The 20,697-nt window shown below is 71.5% G+C and carries 19 protein-coding genes; 12 read left to right on the top strand and 7 right to left on the bottom strand.

What is annotated here, in order from left to right:
• Window positions 1-86: 86 nt before the first annotated feature.
• From ACH4TG_RS16925 to ACH4TG_RS16910, 4 genes are all read right to left on the bottom strand, one after another.
• Window positions 87-1,166: a Gfo/Idh/MocA family protein gene (locus ACH4TG_RS16925; RefSeq protein ID WP_398243079.1), complete on the bottom strand. Its 1,080-nt coding sequence runs from the start codon at window positions 1,164-1,166 to the stop codon at window positions 87-89.
• A 52-nt stretch (window positions 1,167-1,218) separates the two neighbouring features.
• On the bottom strand, window positions 1,219-1,692 hold the full coding sequence (locus ACH4TG_RS16920; protein WP_398243078.1) for a VOC family protein: 474 nt from the start codon (window positions 1,690-1,692) through the stop codon (window positions 1,219-1,221).
• Window positions 1,693-1,796: 104 nt separating this feature from the next.
• Window positions 1,797-2,606, bottom strand: coding sequence for an SDR family NAD(P)-dependent oxidoreductase (locus tag ACH4TG_RS16915; protein ID WP_398243077.1), 810 nt, complete (start codon window positions 2,604-2,606; stop codon window positions 1,797-1,799).
• 57 nt (window positions 2,607-2,663) lie between these two features.
• On the bottom strand, window positions 2,664-4,001 hold the full coding sequence (locus ACH4TG_RS16910) for a lyase family protein (RefSeq protein ID WP_398243076.1): 1,338 nt from the start codon (window positions 3,999-4,001) through the stop codon (window positions 2,664-2,666).
• 272 nt (window positions 4,002-4,273) lie between these two features.
• On the opposite strand from ACH4TG_RS16910, the gene ACH4TG_RS16905 reads away from it, so the two are divergent.
• The 3 genes from ACH4TG_RS16905 (at window position 4,274) to ACH4TG_RS16895 (ending at window position 6,994) form a co-directional block, all read left to right on the top strand.
• The gene (locus ACH4TG_RS16905) at window positions 4,274-5,221 is read left to right on the top strand and encodes a thiamine pyrophosphate-dependent dehydrogenase E1 component subunit alpha (protein WP_398243075.1); all 948 of its coding nucleotides are present in this window, start codon (window positions 4,274-4,276) and stop codon (window positions 5,219-5,221) included.
• Window positions 5,214-6,203, top strand: coding sequence for an alpha-ketoacid dehydrogenase subunit beta (locus tag ACH4TG_RS16900; protein ID WP_398243074.1), 990 nt, complete (start codon window positions 5,214-5,216; stop codon window positions 6,201-6,203). Before ACH4TG_RS16905 ends, ACH4TG_RS16900 begins: the two co-directional genes overlap by 8 nt.
• A gap of 203 nt (window positions 6,204-6,406) precedes the next feature.
• Window positions 6,407-6,994, top strand: coding sequence for a TetR/AcrR family transcriptional regulator (locus tag ACH4TG_RS16895; protein WP_398243073.1), 588 nt, complete (start codon window positions 6,407-6,409; stop codon window positions 6,992-6,994).
• A 13-nt stretch (window positions 6,995-7,007) separates the two neighbouring features.
• On the opposite strand, the gene ACH4TG_RS16890 is transcribed toward ACH4TG_RS16895, so the two are convergent.
• Together ACH4TG_RS16890 and ACH4TG_RS16885 are read right to left on the bottom strand one after the other, a co-directional pair.
• Window positions 7,008-8,225, bottom strand: a complete 1,218-nt coding sequence (locus ACH4TG_RS16890; RefSeq protein WP_398243072.1) for an MFS transporter — start codon at window positions 8,223-8,225, stop codon at window positions 7,008-7,010.
• Between the two features lie 449 nt (window positions 8,226-8,674).
• Window positions 8,675-9,286 (bottom strand): TetR/AcrR family transcriptional regulator, encoded by a 612-nt coding sequence (locus tag ACH4TG_RS16885; protein WP_398243071.1) that lies wholly within the window; start codon window positions 9,284-9,286, stop codon window positions 8,675-8,677.
• A 144-nt stretch (window positions 9,287-9,430) separates the two neighbouring features.
• Here ACH4TG_RS16885 and ACH4TG_RS16880 point away from each other — a divergent pair, with 144 nt between their 5' ends.
• From ACH4TG_RS16880 to ACH4TG_RS16840, 9 genes are all read left to right on the top strand, one after another.
• Complete coding sequence (locus ACH4TG_RS16880; RefSeq protein WP_398243070.1) at window positions 9,431-10,165, top strand: SDR family NAD(P)-dependent oxidoreductase; 735 nt, start codon at window positions 9,431-9,433, stop codon at window positions 10,163-10,165.
• A 33-nt stretch (window positions 10,166-10,198) separates the two neighbouring features.
• Window positions 10,199-10,834: an NADPH-dependent F420 reductase gene (locus ACH4TG_RS16875; protein WP_398243069.1), complete on the top strand. Its 636-nt coding sequence runs from the start codon at window positions 10,199-10,201 to the stop codon at window positions 10,832-10,834.
• Window positions 10,835-10,962: 128 nt separating this feature from the next.
• Window positions 10,963-11,370: an SRPBCC family protein gene (locus ACH4TG_RS16870; RefSeq protein WP_398243068.1), complete on the top strand. Its 408-nt coding sequence runs from the start codon at window positions 10,963-10,965 to the stop codon at window positions 11,368-11,370.
• 45 nt (window positions 11,371-11,415) lie between these two features.
• A complete protein-coding gene (locus tag ACH4TG_RS16865; protein WP_398243067.1) occupies window positions 11,416-12,153 on the top strand; it encodes a hypothetical protein in 738 nt (245 codons plus the stop codon).
• Window positions 12,154-12,378: 225 nt separating this feature from the next.
• Window positions 12,379-12,627, top strand: a complete 249-nt coding sequence (locus tag ACH4TG_RS16860; RefSeq protein WP_398243066.1) for a hypothetical protein — start codon at window positions 12,379-12,381, stop codon at window positions 12,625-12,627.
• 8 nt (window positions 12,628-12,635) lie between these two features.
• Complete coding sequence (locus ACH4TG_RS16855; protein ID WP_398243065.1) at window positions 12,636-14,768, top strand: alkaline phosphatase family protein; 2,133 nt, start codon at window positions 12,636-12,638, stop codon at window positions 14,766-14,768.
• A gap of 84 nt (window positions 14,769-14,852) precedes the next feature.
• A complete protein-coding gene (locus ACH4TG_RS16850; protein ID WP_398243064.1) occupies window positions 14,853-16,133 on the top strand; it encodes an imelysin family protein in 1,281 nt (426 codons plus the stop codon).
• On the top strand, window positions 16,130-17,365 hold the full coding sequence (gene efeB / locus ACH4TG_RS16845; RefSeq protein WP_398243063.1) for an iron uptake transporter deferrochelatase/peroxidase subunit: 1,236 nt from the start codon (window positions 16,130-16,132) through the stop codon (window positions 17,363-17,365). The genes ACH4TG_RS16850 and efeB overlap by 4 nt, the downstream gene beginning before the upstream one ends.
• Window positions 17,366-17,662: 297 nt before the next feature.
• A complete protein-coding gene (locus ACH4TG_RS16840; RefSeq protein WP_398243061.1) occupies window positions 17,663-18,394 on the top strand; it encodes an IclR family transcriptional regulator in 732 nt (243 codons plus the stop codon).
• Window positions 18,395-18,406: 12 nt separating this feature from the next.
• On the opposite strand, the gene ACH4TG_RS16835 is transcribed toward ACH4TG_RS16840, so the two are convergent.
• Window positions 18,407-20,425 carry an NACHT domain-containing protein gene (locus tag ACH4TG_RS16835; RefSeq protein ID WP_398243060.1) on the bottom strand — a complete coding sequence of 673 codons (2,019 nt, stop codon included), beginning with the start codon at window positions 20,423-20,425 and terminating at the stop codon, window positions 18,407-18,409.
• Window positions 20,426-20,697 lie beyond the last annotated feature (272 nt).

Here is a 20,697-nt window from a genome sequence, read left to right as displayed (position 1 = left end):
CCCCGGGGCCGACCCACCGGGCGGTCCCGCCTTCTGAGGAACGGCCTTGTCGCCGCCCTGCCCTGGTTTCGGTGTCATCACGGCCATCATTCCACGGGCATGCTGTGCCCGGCGTCCATCGATGCGTACAGCCGGTCGACGAGCCGGATCGTGCCCAGATTGTCCCGCGCGGAAGGGTACGGTTCGCCGCCGCCGGACACCGCGCGCATCAGCGAGGCCATCGGGCCGGCGAACGCGTCCGGGATCCACCGGCGGGTGACCGGGTAGGGCAGCCAGCCGTCGGTGGGCAGCGACCGGCTGTTGACCTCCAGGGTGTCGGGGCGGCCGTGCGGGTAGTCGTAGAGCAGCCCGAGCGTGCCGCGGATGGCGCCCTTCGACCCGTCGATGCGGACGAGGGCCTCCGGGTCGCCGGTGCGGTTCTCGTGGGTGGCGTGCACCAGGGCCCGGGCGTTGCCGGGGAAGACCAGCGTGCTGATGGTGCGCGTCTCGCCGGCCGCGAGCTGGCCGGGGGTGCGGCCGCCGGCGCAGAAGACCGTCTCGGGATCGCCGAGCACCGAGCGGACCGCGTCCAGGTAGTGGATGGAGTGGTACATGATCTCCAGCCGGTCGTTGCGGACCAGCCAGGGCCACGGGCTCCAGTCGGTGGCGATGTTCACGGTGAAGGTCATCGCGGTCGGCTCGCCGATCCACCCGGCCTCCACCATGGCCCGCGCCGCCGCGATGCCCTCGTCGTAGCGCAGTTGCTGGTTCACCGCGATCTTCAGACCGAGCCGGTCGGCGAGCTCGATCAGCTCCCGGCCGGTGGCCTCGTCGGGCACGAACGGCTTCTGGCACAGCAGGTGCTTGCCCGCCTCCAGCGCCCGGCGGGCGATCTCCGGCTGCGCGGCGGGCGCCACCGCGATGTCCACGATCCGCACCTCGGGATCGGCCAGCAGCGCGTCCAGGGTCGGGTAGACGGTCGGCACACCGTGGCGTGCGGCCACCTCCCGGGCGCGCTCGGCGTCGAGGTCGAACAGCCCGCGCACCTCGACTCCCGCCGAGCGGTACGACGGCAGGTGGGCCACATCGACGATGGCGCCCGCCCCGACCACCGCGACGGGCAGCCCTTCCCCGGGCGGGACCGAGATGTCGCAGGCGGCGGCGATGGGGGCGAAGATGTCCAGCACGGTCGGGATCCTTCCGGAGCTTGCGGTTCCTTGGTCGTCGGTCGGTGGCGGGCTACGGTTCGAGCCGGTGGGCCGGCGGCTGCACGAGCTCCAGCACGATACGGTCGGGGTCCTCGAAGTAGCAGGTCCAGCCGCCCTCGTTGACACCGGCGGTGATGGCGTTGGGCGGGGAGAAGAAGCGCACGCCCGCGGCGGTGAGCCGCTCGTACAGCTCGTGGATGTCGTCCACCGTCAGGGCCAGGTGCGCCGCTCCGGGGTGGCGGATCTCCGGGTCCTGCCGGGTGCCGGCCGGATTCACGTACTGGACCAGCTCCAGGTCGTGGGTGGAGAGCCCGGGAGCGCGCCCGGGGACGGCCAGTTGGGCGATGCGCAGGTGCGCGTCCGGGTAGCCGACGAGCTTGCTGGTGTAGCCGCCGCGCTGCTCCTGGCTGTGGATGTGGTCGAAGCCGAGCAGGCGGGTGTAGAAGTCCACGGACTGTTCGATGTCCGCGACGGTGAAGCTGAAGTGCCATACGCCGTGCAGCATGTGCGTTGTCCCTGCCGATCGCTGTCGGTCGGTGCCGGTCGGTGCCGGCCGGTCGGGTCGATCCGTTCGGCCGGTCGGGGCCTCGTGGTCGGTCAGTCCATCTCTCAGTCCATCTCCAGGCCGCCGCAGGCGTTGAGGGCCTGCCCGGTGACGTACGAGGACTGCGCCGAGAGCAGGAAGGAGACGACATCGGCGATCTCCTCGGGGGTCTCGATCCGCCCCAGCGGGATCTTCGCCGCCTGCCGGGCGAAGGACTCCTGCGGGGTGATGCCCTCGATCTCCGCCTTCTGGCGGTGGATGGCGCGGGTCATCTCGGTGTCCACCACGCCCGGGCAGACCGCGTTGACCCGGATGCCGTGCTCGGCCAGCGCCAGGGCCGCCGACCGCACCAGGCTGATCACCCCGGCCTTGCTGGCCGCGTAGTCCGCGCACGTGGCCCGCGGCCCGCGGCCGGCCACCGAGGAGACCGCCACCATGGCTCCGCCGCCGTGGGCCACGGCCCGGCGCGCCGCCTTCTGCAGCAGCACGAACATGCCCTTGAGGTTGACCGCGAGCGTCGCGTCCCAGTCGGCCGCGGGCAGCTCCAGGAAGGGGTGGTTGCGGACGATGCCGTGGGCGCCCACCGCCAGCGTGACGGGCCCGAGATCCCGCTCCACCCGGCCCAGCGCCTCCTCGACCGCGTCCGGGTCGGTGACGTCCACCGCGTACACCGCGGTGGTGCCGCCTGCCCCGCCGCCCGCCTGGCCGATCGACTCGGCGGTCAGCGACGCGCTGTCCGCGGAGATGTCCAGCAGCGCCACGCGCGCGCCCCGCTCGGCGAGTGACCGGGCGCAGGCCCTGCCGATACCGCCGCCGGCGCCGGTGACCACCGCTGTCCGGCCTTCGAAGTCCTTCATCGCCTTGCCCTTTCCCACTGCGCTGCTCCTGGCATCAGCCGGACACTCCCGCCCGGCGAGTCCCGTTGGTGGCGGTCATCCGCGGTCACGCCACCGGGCGAGCGCCGCCTCGATGGCGACGTCCGGATGTCCCACGTAATCCTCGGGCCTCAGTTCGGCGACCGCCCCGGCGGCCTCCCCGGGCACCATGTCGCTCAGCACCGCCTGCAGGCTCTCCCCGGTGGCGCGGCAGCGGCGGGCCGCCGCGTACACCAGGTCGTGCGCGTTCTCGCGGCCCAGCCGGGGGGCCAGCCCGATCATGTACGCCTCGGCCATCACCAGCCCGGAGTCAGCGCCGAGGTTGCGCCGCATGGCCTCGGGGAAGACCTGGAGGCCTTCGGCGACGGCGCGGGCCGTACCGAGCGCTCCGGCGGCGAGCGCGGCCAGCTGGGGCAGCACCTGCCATTCGGCCTGCCACTCGCCGGCGGCCCGCTCGTGGCCGGCCTCCATGATCCGGTAGAGCGCCGAGCTGAGCGCGCCGGCCGTGACGGCCATCCCGATGACGGCCTCGGACTCGATGGGGTTGGCCTTCTGCGGCATGGTGGACGACGCCCCGCGCAGGTGCCCGGCCGCCTCCGACACCTCGGCGATCTCCGTCCTGGACAGGTCGACGACCTCGCGCGCGAAACGGGCGCAGGTCGCGGCGAGCAGGGCGCAGGCCGCACCGAACTCGGCGAGCCGGTCGCGGGAGACGTGCCACGGGATGTCGGACGCCCGCAGCGAGAGCAGTTCGGCCACCCGCGTGCGCACCTTGACCGCGTGCTCACCGTAGGCCGCCGAGGTGCCCCCGGCGCCGAACAGCGACACGGTGGTCATCTCCTCGCGGGCCCGCACCAACCTGGCGCGGTCGCGGGCGAGTTCGCCCAGGTAGCCGGCCATCTTCGCGCCGAAGGTGGTCGGTACGGCCTGCAGCGCGTGGGTCCGGCCCGCGATCACCACGTGCGCGTGGGCCGTGGCCAGCGCGGCGATCGCGTCGCCGAACGCGTCGGTCAGCTCGGTGAGCCGGCCGCCGACCGCGTCGAACTGCACCGCGAGGCCGGTGTCCATGATGTCCTGCGTGGTCGCACCGTAATGCGCCCGGCCGCGGTGCTCGTGGGGCAGTGCCTCGTCGAGCTGGCGCACCAGCGGCAGGATCGGGTAGCCGACGTTCCGGGTCTCCCGCCACAGGCGCCCGGCCTCGATGGTGGCCGGAACGGCGGCGCCGGCGATGACGGCGGCCGTGTCGGCGGCGATCACGCCGGCCTCGGCCTGGGCCGTGGCGAGCGCCGCCTCGACCTTCAGCCACGACGCGATGAGCTCCTGCTCGGACAGGATCGCCGCCATGCGGTCGTCCCCGTACAAGCCGATGAGCAGTTCGAAACGTTGCGGACTCATCGTCCCCTTCTCCCTGTCCGGCTGATGTGCCAACCGGACCTGACGGCAAGCCGACCGGTCAGATCAATCGTTTGTCTAACGTAAGCCCGAAGACCTCTTCCGGCAAGACGCGTCCGCCCGGAATCGGATGAAACGAGGCTGCTCAGAGACGATTCCTTGTCGGCGGAAGGGTCTTCGACTACCTTGAAGCAATCGATTGACTTACGTGGGCTGGCTGGCGCCGGGTGCGCCGGACGAGGGGCCATCGAGAGCCGGACGGGTGCGGAGGCACGATGCAGGAACAACTGTTGGCGGATCTGCGGGCGATGTGGCGGATCCGGGCCTTTGAGGAGAAGGCGCAGGCGCTGTGCGGGACGGGGGACATCCGCGGGTCCGTACACCTGTGCATCGGGCAGGAGGCCGGGCCGGTCGGCGCCTGCACCGCGCTCGACGAGGTGGACGCCCTGTTCGCCACCTACCGCGGGCACGGATGGGCCATCGCCCGGGGTACGCCGCTGCGCCCGCTGATGGCCGAACTGCTCGGCCGCGCCACCGGCGTCAACGGCGGACGCGGCGGCTCGGCCTACCTGAGCGCGCCCGAACACGGCTTCCACGGCGAGAACTCGATCGTCGGCGCCGGCGCCCCCATAGCCGTGGGCGCGGCCCTCGCCGGTCGCCACGACGGCACCGGCCGCGTCGCGGCCACCGTCTTCGGGGACGGCGCGATGAACCAGGGCGCGGTCCACGAGGCCATGAACTTCGCGGCCGCGGCCCAACTGCCGGTGCTCTTCCTGTGCGAGAACAACCGCTGGTCGGAACTCACCCCGATCCGCGAGGCCGTCCACAACCAGACCCTCACCGACCGCCCTCAGGCGCTCGGCATGACGGCGGTACGGATCGACGGCAACGACCCCCGGCTGATCCGCGAGACGGTCACCGACCTCGCCGAAGCCGCCCGGGAGGGCGGCGGCCCCGCCTTCGTCGAACTGACCACCCAGCGCCTGGTCGGCCACTACGTGGGCGACATGCAGACCTACCGGACCCGCGGCGAGCTGGCCGAGGACCGCGAACGGGAACCCGTCGCGGTGGCGGTCAGGCGGCTGGCCGAGGCCGGCGTGAGCGCGGCGGAGATCCAGGCCGCGGAGAACGACGCGCGCGAAGAGGTCGAGCTGGCCGCCCGGGCCGCTCTCGCCGACCCGCCCGCCGACGCGAACAGCGTGAGGGAGCACATCTATGCCTGAGGAAACGATCAAGGTGCACTACGCGGGGGCGGTCAACGCCGCGCTCCACCGGGTGCTGGCCGAGGTCCCCGAGACCCTCCTGTACGGCGAGGACGTGGCCAAGCCCGGCGGGGTGCACGGCGTGACGCGCGGGCTGTGGAAGGAGTTCGGCGACCGGGTCTTCGACACGCCCATCAGCGAGTCGGCGATCCTCGGCTCCGCGGTCGGCGCGGCCATGATGGGACGCAGGCCGATCGTGGAGATCATGTGGGCCGACTTCTTCCTCGTCGCGCTCGACCAGGTGGTCAACCAGGCGGCCAACGTGCGCTACGTCTCCGAGGGCCGCCTCACCGCGCCGCTGGTGGTCCGCACCCAGCAGGGCAACGCCCCCGGTGCGTGCGCGCAGCACTCGCAGAACCTCGAAGCGCTGTTCCTGCACACCCCCGGGCTGCGGGTGGCGATGCCGTCCACCCCGCAGGACGCCTACGACACCATGGTCTCCGCCGTGCACTGCGACGACCCGGTGATCGTCATCGACAACCGCACCCTGTACTTCGGAGCGAAGCAGGAGATCGTCACGGGCCGCCCGCCGGCCCCCGTCGGAGGCAGCCACACCCGCAGGACCGGGCCGGCGGCGACCGTCGTCACCTGGGGCGCCATCACCCACCGGGTGCTGGAGGCCGCGGACCGACTCGCCGAGCGCGGCACAGCGGTGACGGTCATCGAGACGCCCTGGCTCAACCCGTTCGACACCGACGCGGTGACCGAATCGGTGGCGCGTACCGGAGGCCGGCTGGCCGTCGTGCACGAGGCCAACACGACCGCGGGGTTCGGCGCGGAGGTCGTCACCCGAGTCGCCGAAGCGGGCGTCCTGCGGGGCCGCCCGCTGCGCCTCGGAGTCCCCGACTCCCGTATCCCGGCAGCCCCCGAACTGGCCTCGGCCCTCGTCCCGGACGTGTCCCACATCGAGGCTGCGCTCGGCAGCCTGGTGGGGCCGAGCTGATGCAGGCGGTGCCGACGACCGTGCCCCCGGCCCGATGGGCGGGCCGGGGGCACGTCGGCGTCTTCGGAGTTGGGCCGGTGTCATTCGCGTGCTCGTCGCGCTGCGCCGCAGCGAACTGGCAGCGATGGTCGATGCAGGTCACGGCATGATGTGGGAACTTGTTCTCGCTGGAGCGCCGCGGGGTACGATGCTGCGGAGACATCATGGAGAACCGGATGCGGCTGCGCCGCGACACCGCCCAAACCCGGGACCGACTGCTCAACGCCGCCGGGGAGTTGCTCGCCGAGCGCGGCACCGGGTTCAGCCTGCCGGACCTCGCCCGCGCGAGCGGTGTCGCCATCGCGACCGTGTACCGGCACTTCGAGGATGTGCGGGACGTCCACGGCGCGTTCTACCGCCGGCTGCTCGACGGCCTGGTCGCGGAGTTGAACGCGATCGACGGCCGTGGCGCGGAACGCTTCGCTGCGATCGGCGAGCGGTGGGTGGATCTGGCGATCCACTGGGGACGCGCGGCGACGCGCATCCGCAGTTCCGAAGGCTTCCTGCAGCGAGTGGCCGACGGGGACCCGCAGACGTCGGCGCTGTACGCGGCGCTGGCACCCGTGGTGGAGGAACTCGCGCAGGACGGCACGATCCCCGAGCAGGACCTGGACTACGCGGTCCTGCTGTGGATCACGGTGTTCGACGAGCGCGTCATCGTGGATCTGGCCGGCCTGGACTGGCCGCCGCGCCGGATCTCGACCACCCTGTCCGCCTCGCTCCTGGCCGCCTGGCGGGACAGCCCCGCGTAACACCCCGCGTGCCCTACCGGCCCACTGCCGTACCGGCCTTGTTCCGGCCGGCCGGTTCCGCGGTGTGCGCGGCGAACAGGCGGCGGGCGAGGACGCCGAGCACGAGCGCGAAGGCGGCGAAGAGCACCGCGGCCCAGCGGAAAGCGACATCGAGGCCGAGTCGCCCGGTCAGCAATCCCATGCCGAGCGTGGTCACGGCGGCACCGAAGTAGGCCAGCGCGCTGAACCGGGACGTCGCTGCCCCCTCGCGCCCCGCCGCGGACACCATGAGCGCGGCGAACAGCCCGCCGCGGAACCCGAGCCCCTGGCCGACGCCGGTCACGATCGCGCCGGACAGCAGCACCGCCGTCGAGCGCACCGGACCGGACAGCGCGGTGAGGGCCAGACCCATCGCCATCAACGCGGGTGCTGCCGCCAGTTCGAGGCGTGCCGGTCGTCGTCCGGCGACCAGCGACCCCGCGCAGGCCGCCAAGAGGTAGAGCACCACCGGGCTTACGGCCACGACGAGGTTGGTCGCGCCGAGCAGTTCTGCCGCGTAGGTGGGCACGAGGGCGACCACCATGCCGGCGGTCACCCATGCTCCGACCCCAGTCGCGGACGCCACGGCGAACCGGCCCAGTTGCCCCTGCCGCACGACGGATCCGCCGGGGCCGCTGGTGCCGGGGCCGATGGTGTCGGTCCGCCGGGGCTCGGCGAACTCACGCCGGGAAGCGACGAACGCCGCACAGGCCAAGCTGAACCCGGCGTGCACCAGGTACGACAACGTCCTTGGCCACGGCAGGTACTGAGCGAGCGTCGCGGTCAGCGCCGTACCGACCGCGGACCCGAGCAGCGCGCACAGCGCGGTCGCGGACGCGGACCGCGCCTGCCCGTGATGCCGCAGGAGCACGGCGGTCGCGCCGGTCGACAGCCCCACCGCGAGTCCCGACAGCGCGCGGCCCGCAAGCACTCCGGCGAGCGCCGAGGCGCCCCACGCCAGACACACGTCGGACACGACGCCCAGCAGGAGACCGGCCAGCAGCAAGGCGCGGGGCGAACCGCGGCGCGCTGCCCGGCCGGCCGAGGACAGTACGCCGACGAGCACGAAGAGGTAGGTGCTGAACAGTACGGTCAGCCCGAACGCACCCAGCCCGAAAGCGGCACGGTAGCCGGGAAGGAGCGGCGTCGGCAGGTTCGGACCGGCCATCACCACGGTGAACGCCGTGATCAGCACCACGACGCGGATCCGCATCGGCACACCCCAAGGAGAGAAGTTCTTCTCATATTTAGGGGTCGCACCCTCGCTGCGTCAAGCAGAGACGAGAAAATCTTCCCGCCTCTGTGGGGGCCCTGTCCTGCCCGGCTCGTTCATGCCATGGGACCGGAGCCGGTCCCGGGCGGGAGGTGACGGCTCATCGGATGCGCTTGTCCGCCGGGGCAGTTCGATGGTGTGCATCTGGTTCAGTTGCCGCTTGGAAAGCGCGGCTGCGTCGTACTGGACGACACGGGCCAGAAGAAGCAGGCCCGCCAGGCCGACCACGGTGGTGGGTCCTCGGGGGCTGCCGGTCTCCTCGGCCGCTTCTGCGCTGCGGCCTTCAGCAGGCGGGCGGCCAGTTGCGTACAAGCCGGCAGGTCCGGGCCGGGTGCCGGGCGGCCGGTGTCGCGTACCAGCGGGTGCAGCCCCATCGCGGAGTGCCCACGTCAGCTCGGCACTTCCTCCCGTCGCCGGTCGTCGCCGGCTGCGGCGGGGATGGCGTTGTCGATGAGGACGGCGGCGATGGCGGCGGCGGTGGGGAAGGCGTCGGCGTCGAGGACCCGGGTGCGGGCCGCGGCACCGTCGAGGAGCAACGCGAGCTGCTCGCCGAGCTGTTCGGGGTCAGCGGCGCCGGCTTCGCGGGCGGTGCCGGCGAGCCGCGCGGCGACGGCCTTCTTGTAGTCGCGCGCGTACTGGGATGCGGGGTGCTCGGGGTCGTTCAGTTCGACGGCGGCACCGATGTAGGGGCACAGGGGGGTGGTGGGGGGGATGTCGAAGGCGGCGAGGAGCCGTTCGCGGGGCGTGAGGTCGGTGCGGTCGAACACGCCGGACAGAACGGAGGGGTCGAACCGGCGCAGGTACTCGGCGACGAGTTCGTCCTTGCCGCCGAAGTGCTGGTAGGCCGTGCGCTTGGACACCTCGGCCGCCGCGCAGAGCTGGTCCATGCCGGTGCGGTTGATGCCCTGCTCGCGGAACAGCCGCTGGGACGCGCTGAGGATGCGCTCACGGGCGCCCCGGCCGCGGCGGCGGCCCGTGGGGCCCTTCTCCAGCTCCGTCATGCGGCCATGGTACCCCGGTTGGGTAACGACCGGTGTACATAGTTTGCGTCCCGGCCGCCCGCCCCGTACGGTACGTACACAGGGCGGTGTACATAACGCCGTCGTCCCAGGTACACACGGCACCACCGACTCAAGGGAACGGCCATGGGAAAGCTCGACGGCAAGGTCGCGGTCATCACCGGCGGCACCACCGGCATGGCGCTGGCAGGCGCGAAGCTGTTCGTCGACGAGGGAGCGCACGTCTTCATCACCGGCCGTCGCCAGGACGCCCTGGACGAGGCCGTGAAGCAGATCGGCCGCAACGTCACCGGTGTCCAGGGCGACGCCGCCGACCTGGACGACCTGGACCGCCTGTACGACACCGTCAAGCGGGAGAAGGGCAGCCTCGACGTGCTGTGGGCCAGCGCAGGCGGGGGCGAGCCCGCCCCGCTCGGCGAGATCACCGAGGCCCAGTTCGACACCTGGTTCGGGCTCAACGCCCGCGGCACCCTGTTCACCGTCCAGAAGGCCCTCCCGCTCTTCAACGACGGCGGTTCCATCCTCATGACCGGCTCCAACGCCTCCCTCGGCGCGTTCCCCGGCTGGAGCGTCTACGCCGGCAGCAAGGCCGTCCAGCAGGCCTGGGCCCGCGTCTGGCTCAACGAACTCAAGGACCGACGTATCCGCGTCAACGTCCTGACCCCCGGCCAGGTCGCCACCGCCAAGCAGGAAGAACTCTTCGACGAGGCCACCAAGCGCCAGTTCGAGTCCCTCATCCCCCGCGGCCGGATGGGCCACCCCGACGAGATCGCCACCGCCGCCCTCTTCCTCGCCTCCGACGACTCCAGCTACGTCAACGGCATGGAACTCGTCGCGGACGGCGGCACCACCGCCATCTGAACCGGCCAACACACCACCAGGGCAGGACATCTCATGAGCAGCATCAGCATCATCGGCACCGGAAACATGGCCCGCACCATCGGCGCGCGGGCGGTAGCGGGCGGCAACACCGTCGAGGTCATGGGCCGCGATCGGTCCAAGGCCGCTGACCTCGCCGAGGCTCTGGGCGACGGCGCCACGACGGGAGAGTGGGGCACCGCCCCGGCCGGGGACATCGTCATCATCGCCCTCTTGCACGACAGCGTCGTGCCGGTCGTCGCCCGGTACGGAGACACTCTCGCGGGCAAGGTCATCGTCGACATCAGCAATCCCTTCAATTCCACGTTCGACGGCCTGGCCCACCGCGAGGAGACCTCGATCGCGCAGGAAGTCGCCAAGGCCGCCCCGGCCGGCGCCAGCGTGGTGAAGGCGTTCAACACCATCTTCCGCCATGTCCTGGAGAAGGGTCGGCCCGACGTCTTCCTCGCCGGCGACAACGCGCAGGCCAAGGCAAGCGTGGAGGCGTTCATCGAGAGCCTCGGGCTGCGCCCGCTGGACGTCGGCGGCCTGAGAATGGCGCACTGGCTGGAAGGAGCGGGCCTGGTCACGGTGGGCCTCGCCAACCACGGAGTGGGGAACACGGACTTCGCCCTCGGCATCACCGAACTCCCTGTCCGAGCTGACAATTGACCGAGCCCTTTCGGAGCGGCGGCCGACCGGGGGACGTAGTCGGCGTGAGGGCAGGGTTCACGGTTCACCGCCCTGCCGTGACCGGTTTGTTCAAGACGGCGCCGGCAGGGGCAGATAGCGTCGCATCCATGGGCACGACGACTTCCGAATCCCGGCACCTCAGCACGCACATCGATCGGCTCGCCGAGGAGGTGTACGGCTACGCGTCGGACCCCGCCAACCTGCCTGAGTGGGCCCCGGGGCTGGGCAGCTCCGTCGAAACGGTCGGCGGGCAATGGATCGTGGAGTCACCCATGGGTCGGGTCGTGGTCGCCTTTGCGGCCAGAAATGAGTTCGGCGTACTCGATCACGACGTCACGTTGCCCTCGGGTGAGACCTTCCACAACCCGATGCGGGTAACTGCTGACGGCTCCGGGTGCGAAGTGGTGTTCACTCTTCGCCGACAGCCGGGGATGAGCGACGAGGACTTCGCACGCGATGCGGATGCCGTGTTCGCCGACCTCATCACGCTCAAGCATCTGATGGAGCGCTCATAGCCTGGGGCCTGCGCGTTACCCCTGAGCGGCGTAGGCTCCGGCGCTGTGGATCTGCGGACCTTTGCTTTCGATGACCGGCCTGATCTGCATGGGCAGGCTGGGGAGATCTTCAGCGCGGGCTGGCCCGAGTTCATCTTCCATGACCCCGTCGCTGACCAGCAGATGGGCAGGGTCCGAGAGTGGTTCGGGGCGCTGAACCTGCTTCTGGTCGATGGCGAGGACCAGATCGTGGCGGGCGGGTGGGGTGTCCCCGTGCGCTGGGACGGGTCGCTCGACGACTTGCCCGGCGGCTATGACGAGTCGCTGGTGCGGGCGGTCGCCCTGCGTGGGGCGGGTGGCCAGGCTGACACGTTGGTGATTGCCGCGGCTCAGGTCCGTGAGGATCTGCAGGGACGTGGCCTGGCTGCCGACATGCTGGGACGGCTCGTGTCGGCCGGGGAAAGAGCTGGGCTGGCACGCGTCATCGCTCCGGTACGGCCGACGTTGAAGGCGCGTTACCCCCTGATCGCGATGGACGAGTTCATGAGCTGGACCCGCGCGGATGGCGCTCCGTTGGATCCGTGGCTGAGGTCGCACCTTCGCATGGGCGCTCGTTTGCTCTGCGCTGCCGAGCGCTCCATGGTGATGAGGGGCTCGGTCGCGGAGTGGGAGAAGTGGGTGGGGCTCGCTCTTCCCGCTTCCGGCAGCTACGTGGTCCCGGGGGCTCTCTCTCCGGTGGTCATCGATCGCGCCGCCGATCGGGGTGAGTTGGTGGAGCCGAACGTGTGGGTGCGGCACCGCTGAAGTGCCGTGTCGCCCGGCTACGTCCCCTCCACCGGCGAGCACATCTGCGAGCGGCGGTTGACGCCGAGCGCCGCAGTTGACCCGGCTCGCCCCGAAGTGCCCTGGCTTCCCCGGGCAGTGAAGTAACGGAACGATAACGGGTCTAGTCCTAACTTCTGCTCGTGTTCATTGACCGTTCTTCGCCGCATCCTCAGTGCTGCATCCAGTCCGCCCACGGTGTTGGTCATGCGAGTGACAGTCGTCGGAGCAGGGGCGCGAGGCGTCGAGTGCGGCCACCAGGCCGTGCACCTCACGGGTGAGGTCGAGGCGCGCGGCGCGGTCCGTACCGGGGCCGAACCGGCCCTCGCCGAGGCTGTCGCCGCCGAGACCACCGCCCGCCCCGGCGCAGCCGCCCCCGCCGCCCCCACCCCGCTTGCGGCCCGCGCGGCCGGCGCAGCCCATTCCGGGCTCTTCCACCCCATGACCGAAAGGTGAACACCTCCATGTCTGGCAACGAGTTGGGAACGCCCGCGCAGAACGCACCGGGCAGTGGCGACGACGCCGTCACCGCGGCGGAGACGACCGGTACCGGCCGGATCTCACGCCGCGGGGTGCTGCGGGCCGCGGGCCTGACGGCCGGCGCGGCGGCCGCCGCCGCGGCCGGGCTGAGCATCGGCAGGCCGCAGCACGCCGAGGCCGCGGCGCCGCAGCGCCGGACCGGCACGATCGCCGATCTGAAGCACGTCGTCATCGTCACGCAGGAGAACCGGTCGTTCGACCACATCTTCGGCACGCTGAACCTGCCGGGCGCCCGCGGCTTCGCCGACAAGCAGGCGCTGACCTGGCAGAACGGTCGGACCAACTTCTACGAGCCGAACAGCCGGGCCGAGGGCTACCTCCTGCCCTACCGCGCGGACACCACGAAGTACAACGCGCAGAACACCAGCAGCCGGATGTTCTACTTCGAGGAGCAGGACGTCCCGTTCCACCACGCCATCGCCAAGGCGTGGACGGTGGCCGACCACTACCACTGCTCGCTCAACACCAGCACCGACCCGAACCGCATCATGATGTGGACCGGCACCAACGACCCGCAGGGCGTCCTCGGCGGCGGCCCGCGCATCAACAACAACCAGAACGGCCAGTTCCTGTTCCAGTGGGAGACCTACCCGGAGGTCCTGCAGAAGGCCGGCGTCAGCTGGCAGATGTACGTCGACAACAACAAGGACACCGGCTGGTTCGGCGACTTCGAGGACAACCTGCTGCGCGACTTCGCGCGGTACAACCCGGCGAAGGCCAGCGCGGCCGACCTCGAGCCGGGCAAGGGCGTGGTCGCGCGCGCGAACATCACGGCGTCGTACACCAATCCGCCGGCGGACCAGAAGAACGACCGCACCAGCCTCGACCACGTGCTGGGCGGCTTCATCGCCGACTGCGCCGCGGGCACCCTGCCGCAGGTCTCCTGGATCACCTCGCCGGCCTCGTGGAGCGAGCACCCGAACCACGCCCCCAACGACGGCGCGATCTACGTCAACCGCGTCATCCAGGCGGTGCACGACAACCCGGAGCTGTGGGACTCGACCCTCATCATCCTCAACTACGACGAGCCGAACGGTGCCAACCGCGTCGGCCAGGGCGGCTTCTTCGACCACGTCCTGCCGGCGATCCCGGAGGACGGCACGCCGGGCGAGTGCGCGCCGGGACTGTACCCGGGCTTCGGCGGCCGCGTCCCGCTGGTGATGATCTCTCCGTGGACCCGGGGCGGCCACGTCTGCTCGGAGGTCTTCGACCACACCTCGACCATCATGCTGCTCGAGCAGTGGACCACCGCTCTCGGCAAGCCGGCCATCTGTAAGAACATCAGCACGTGGCGCCGCACCGTCTCGGGCGACATGCTCTCGGCGATCGACTTCACCGCGTTCGACAACTCCTTCCCGTCGCTGCCCTCCCCGGCGGGCCTGGCCGCGATCGTCGACAAGGACGCGAAGCTGCCGGCCGTGCCGCAGCCGCCGGTCGGCGGGCAGGCCATGCCGACGCAGCACGCCACCGGCCCGCTGAAGGTCCGCCCGCTCTCCTTCCACCAGCACGCCACGCTGGTCGAGGACCGCGCCGCCGGCACGGTCACCGCGGCCATGAGCTTCGACGGCGGCCGCCCGGGCAAGGGCGCGAGCATGCTGGTCTTCCCGGACAAGTACCTCCCGGAGCAGACCTACGGCACGCCGTACACGGTCAGCAACACCCGCCCGCGCACGTACACATGGGATGCGACGCAGACCGGCGGGCAGTACGCGTTCTCGATCTACGGCCCGGACCGCTTCGTCCGCTCGTTCGCCGGCGAGGTCGTTCCGGCCGGGCAGACCGACGGGGCCATCCCGCGCGTCGAGGTCGAGCTGGTCCGCGGCCCGGGTGCCGACCAGAAGGTCGAGCTCACCTTGCACAGCGACGGTTCGCAGGCGCTGACGTTCGAGCTGGCCGCCCACGACTTCCTCGGTCGCGACCAGGTCATCGCGGTGGCCGCGGGCGCGTCCAAGACCGTCACCTGGCCCACGAAGTCGGGCTACTACGACATCGTCGTCACCGCCCAGGGGGTCGACGGCTGGAAGCAGCGCTACGCCGGCCGCGTCGCGCAGATCTGAGCACCCATGCACCCGGCACTTGATCCTCAAGGGCTGCCGGCTGACGGGGGTCCGCGGCGGCGGTTGCCGCGGTGGACCCTCGTCGTGGCCCCCGTCCTGGCGGCCGCGCTCGTCGCGGGCGGCCTGTGGGCGTCCGGCCGGCACGGCTCCGCCCGGAAAGCCCCCGCCCGGGGCCCCTTCGTCGACGCCTCCGCGGCGGCCTGGGCGGCGCACCCGGCCGAGCGCACGGCGGCGGGCACCGAGGTGCATGTCGTCGCCGGCTCACCGACCTGCATCGACGGCTGGGCCGGCGGCCCGTCCGGCAGCTACTCCTTCGACGTCCTCAACGACGAGGGTGACGACATGGAGGTCTACCTCCAGGACACGACCTCGAAGAAGATCTACCTGGAGGTCGAGAACTTCGGCATCAACGCGACCCGCCAGGTCACCGGGATCGTCCCGCCCGGGACCTATCGCTGGGTCTGCATCACCGCCTACACGATCAAGTCCAGCAAGCCGATCACGGTCACCGGTCGCCCGCCGGCACGACCGGTCCACGGAATCGTGCCGGTGACCCCGCTCGACCTGCGCATCCCGATCAACACGTACACCGCGTGGGTGACCGGCCGGCTGCCGGAGCTGAGCCGCCAAGTCCGCCGGCTGGCCGCGGACGTGCACGCGGGCGACGCGGCCGCAGCGAAGCGGGACTGGCTGGCGGCGCATCTGGCCTACGAGACGCTGGGCGCCGCGTACGGCGCCTTCGGGCCGCTGGGCGACGCCATCAACGGCGCCCCGCCGAGCGGCACTTCCGCGGTCACCGCAACCGACCTCACCGGTTTCCGGAAAATCGAGGCGCTGCTGTGGGCGGGGAGACCGCCGGCGGCCGTCACGCCGTACGCCGACGCACTGGTCACCGCCGTCGGAAAGCTGCCGGCCGAGCTCGCCAAGCCCAACTCGATCACGCCACTCGACATGGGCATCCGTGCCCACGAGATCCTCGAGGACACCCTCGGCAAGGTCCTGAACGGTACCGGCGACGCCGGCAGCCACACCGAACTCGCCACCGTCGACGCGAACATCACCGGCACCGAGCAGGCGCTCAAGCCGCTGCTGCCGCTTCTGACCGCTCAGGACCCCTGGCTTGGCGCCACGCAGCAGTGGCTGAGCCAGACCCGGACGCTCGTCGAGAGCTACCACCACAAGGACGGATGGGTGCCGTTGACCTCCCTCACCGCCAGGCAGCGGGCCGTGCTGGACGCGCAGGTCCAGCAGGCCGTGGAGCTGCTGTCCCACATCCCACCGATCACCGAGCCCCGGGACAGCCCGGACGAAGGCAGCAGTGCCGGGAACGCCTCGGGCAACGAGACAGGAGGCAACGGCAAATGACCACCGCGCGCCCCACGCGCCGGGGCATTCTCGGCGCGGCAGCGGCCGGCTCGGCAGGGGCCGTCGCCGCCGCGTTCACCGGCACGTCCGCCGCGGCGGACGACCGCGACGCCGGGCCGACGCCGCCCGCGGCGTTCCCGTTCGAAGGAGCGCACCAGGCCGGCATCCTCGAACCCCGGCAGCGCGCCGCGGTCTTCGTGTCCTTCACCCTGACCTGCGGCGACCGCGATCGGCTCCAGCAGGCCCTGCGGACACTGACCTCGACGATCCGCTACCTGACCACCGGCCGGGACGTGCCGTACGACGGCATGGCGTCGACCGCCTACGAGAACGGAGTGCTCGGCACCCGGATCGCACCGGACGGGCTGACCGTGACGGTGAGCGTGGGGGCCGGCCTGTTCGACCACCGCTTCGGGTTGGAGAAGGTGAAGCCCTCCCAGCTGCGGCAGATGGACGAGTTCCCCAACGACGCGCTCAACCGCGCTCTGTGCGACGGCGACCTGCTGCTGCAGATCTGTGCGAACAACCAGGACACCGCGTTGCACGCGCTGCGCGTCATCATGCGCGCCACGCGTGCCGATCTGCAGGTGCTCTGGCGGAAGGAGGGCTTCACCAGCCCGCCGCGGCCCGGCGGCACACCGCGGAACCTGCTCGGTTTCAAGGACGGCACCGCCAACCGGGAGTTCGCGGGCGACCGCGCGCTCGTCGACCGTCTCGTGTGGACCCGCGGCGGCCACGGGGAGCCGGCCTGGGTCGAGGGCGGCTCCTACCATGTCGTGCGGCTGATCCGGATGTTCGTGGAGTTCTGGGACCGGGTCTCGGTCACCGAGCAGCAGCGGATGATCGGGCGTGACCGTGACAGCGGGGCGCCGCTGGCCGGCAGCTCCGAGTTCGACGTGCCGAACTACGCACGTGACCCGTACGGCAACGTCGTGCCGGTGACAGCGCACGTCCGCGTCGCGAACCCGCATGACGGCTCGGCCGACGACCAGCGCATGCTGCGGCGCGGCTTCAACTACAGCGACGGCACCGACCCCAACGGCCAACTCGACATGGGCCTGATCTTCGTCTGCTTCAACCAGGACCTGGAGCGGCAGTTCGTGACCGTGCAGAAGCGGCTGGTCGACGAGCCCCTGGTGGACTACATCTCACCGTTCGGCGGCGGCTACTTCTTCGCCCTGCCGGGCGTGCGGAACCGTGAGGACTGGCTGGGGCGAGGCATGTTCGCCTGAACGGTTGGTGAGAGGCCGGCATCGGGAATGTCCGGCCTCCCCGCCAGGTGGCTCGGCTCGTTGTCCACCGCCGTCGTCGAAGGGCGGAACACCCGGCGGGCCGGCGGGGCCGGGGGCCGTCACCGTCGAGGATCCGGCCGGACACCGTCATCCGCTCACCGATCGGCTCGCCGCAGAAGTCCGGCGAACTCCCGTGGCCGGCGCCGACGGTGAGATCGGCTTCCAACGGGTGGACGTCGCGGTGGCCGTCACCCTGGCGCTGCCACGGCGCCCACAGCCACCCTGGAAGGGGGCCCGATGTCGACGCCCTCCGTCACCGCGCGGGTCTTCGCCCTGCTGGGAGCCTTCGACGAGCACCACCGGACGCTGCGGCTGACCGACATCGCGGCACGGTCCGGACTGCCGTTGACCACCACGCACCGGCTCGTCGCCGAACTCGTGGCCTGCGGGGCGCTGCGCCGCCTCGACACCGGCGGGTACGTCGTCGGGCGCCGGCTCTGGGACCTCGGCATGCTCGCCCCGGTCCAGACCGGCCTGCGCGAGGCCGCCTCGCCGTTCCTGCACGACCTCTACGGCGCGACACTGGAAACGGTGCACCTGGCGGTCCGTGACGGGGCCGAGGTGCTCTACGTGGACCGGCTCGCCGGGCACGCGTCGGTTCCGATCGTGAGCACCATCGGCTCCCGCCTGCCGTTGCACTCCACCGGAGTCGCCAAGGTCCTGCTCGCGTACGCGCCCGCCGAGGTGCGGCACGCGGTGCTGTCCCGGCACCTGCGCCGCTTCACCCCCCGCACGGTGACGGCGCCGGCACGGCTGGAGCGGCAACTCGACCGGGTGCGGGCCGAGGGTTTCGCGACCACCGTCGAGGAGATGTCAGCGGGCGCCTGCTCGGTCGCGGTGCCGGTGGTCGTGGCCGACCGCGTCGTCGCCTCGGTCGGTTTCGTGGTCCCCGACCTGCGGCGTACCCGCCCGCGACTGCTCGCGGCCCTGCGGGTCGCCGCCCGGGGCATCGCCCGCGGCCTCACCTGAGGGCCGGCGGGGTCAGATGACCGGATCGGGATGGGCGGCAAGCCACAACTGCAGCTCGCGGTGCCGGAACTGGTAGGCCGAGCCGGAATACCGCATGAGCCCTGCCCGACAGCCCCAGTCCAGGAAACGTGCCAGCCGGAACGGGACTCTCCTTCGCGTGCACAGCAGGAACACCAGGTATCGCCACGAAGCGCTGCTGGGCTGCGGCCCGGTCGCCAGCCCACCGACCAGCCCGGCCACGAGCCCGCCCATCAGTCCGCCCACCACCCCGAAAAGCAGCCCGGCCACCAGTCCGCCCACCAGCATGGCCTCCAGCCCCACCAGCACCCCGAGCCGTGCGTCTTCGCCGATGATCGTGCCTGGCGTGGCCGCGGAGCTCTGATCCGCCACCAGGCCGATCGCGAGCCCGGCCGCGAGTCCGATCGCCAGGCCGATGCCCAGTCCGGCCGCGAGTCCGATCTGCAGGCCGCGCGCGAGTCCGAGCACCAGCCCCAGCACCGGTCCGAGCACCACCCACACCGCCAGATTCAGCGTCAACCGGGCACGCCCGGCGGGGGTCGCCAACGGGTGGAGGTTGAGACGTCCCGCAGTCGGCTGCTTGACCATCCCATGCGCACACGCGAGCACAAGAGCCATGCCCGCACCACACCAAGCGAACACGGCTGGCGACGGAGTGGCCCATGCGAGGGGGAGGGGGAGAAGGACGATGGCGCCTGCCAGGAGGGCGTCTGTGACACGGACCCGCCGAGGCCCGGCCATGAGCCACAGGCGGTCGATGGCGATGTCGGTGCGCGCCGGGACCCAGGGGGTGGGCGCGAGGTGGGCCGCGAGTTGATGGAGCCAGCGGTGAATCTGCCGGGGGGCGTAACGGTGGGGGTTGGCGTCGGCGGCAGCGAAGGCGACGGCGGTGATGTACCGGGCCAGGAGGTGGTTGTCGAGGTCTGCTGGAGCAGGGTGGGCGAGGAGTTCGGTGGGATCGCCGGTGCGGTGGTAGACCGTCGCGGTCAAGCCCAACCGCCACGGCGTCGACAGCAGTTGTGCGTGCATGGACGTCGGGTTGGCGGCGAGGTGGTTCAAGAGGGGCTGCCAGCGCGGCAGGTCGCGGGCGCGGGCGGTCAGGTAGGCGACCGCTGAGGTGTGACCGACGGGGGCGATGGTGATGCGGGCCGCGTCCAGCAGAAGATCCTCGGCGGCCAACGCGTCGTAGTGCGCGCTGCGGCAGGTCAGCACCAGCGGCGCCGCCGCCCCGGCGTCCTGGTAGGCACTGAGCCGGTCGAGAGCGGCACGGGCCCGGGGAGCGACCGGGTCGGGATCGCCGTTCGACAAGGGGGGATCCATCTCGTCCAAGCCGTCCAGCACGGGCAGCACCAGCCCGTGCGCGACAAGGTTCGTGGCGACCGCTCGCGGGAGGTTGAAGGTGTCGATGAGCCGGCGCACCAGAACCTTGCGCAGCGGGACGTCGGTGTCCCACTGCGCGAGCGAGAACCGCACCGGCACCGGATCGGCGTCGTCGCGCTCCGCGATCAGGTCGAGCAGAAGCTGCAGGGCGAGAACGGTCTTGCCGGCGCCCGGGGCTCCGGTGATGACCAGGCGGGCCGGGCGGGTGGAAAGGTAGTAGGCCGCGATCTCCGGCAGGCCCGTTACGGGGTCCGGGACGGTGAGCCCCGCCGCCGGCGCTTGTGCGGCTCGACCCGGACCCGGAACCAGGCCGTACCGCAGGTTGATCCGCGCGGTGTCCCTGCCCAGCAACTGCGTGAGGACCCGCCCTTCGCTCTCGGCGACCAGCCGGGCCAGCGTCCCCGCCTGCTCCAGCGCGAGCGTTGCCTCGGTACCGTCGCGCGGCTTGCGGAAACCTGCGAGCATCCCCACCGCGCCGACCACAGCCAGCGGGAAGCCCAGCACCGTCACAAGATCCGCCGGCCCGAGTCCCCCGTGCCACGCCTGCAGGATCGCGTACACCACCGACGCGACCACAGCCGCCGCACACACGACACCCGACAGCAGCCGGCGACGTCCCCCACCTGAGTTCACGCTCCTGATGGTGGCTGCCCCTCCCGGGCTCCGGGGCCGGACGGGTGGGCTGTGCCCAGACCGTGACAGCTCGACCCTCGACGTACCGGCTCAACTCACCTGCTGGAGTACGCAGTTGCAGTGCCGCGTACCGAAGCGTGCACACCGTGGCGCAGAGGCACTTCCAGTTACCGCGCCTAAGAGGAGCTAACACAAAGGGCTGATTCGGGGACTTGGGGCGTGTCGTTGGGTTCGGTGGGTCGTTGCGGTGGGTGTGGGGAAGGCGCCGCCGT

The organism is Streptomyces sp. NPDC020917, assembly GCF_044333795.1.
Taxonomy (GTDB): Bacteria; Actinomycetota; Actinomycetes; order Streptomycetales; family Streptomycetaceae; genus Actinacidiphila.
This window is presented reverse-complemented; position numbering and strand designations above follow the sequence as displayed.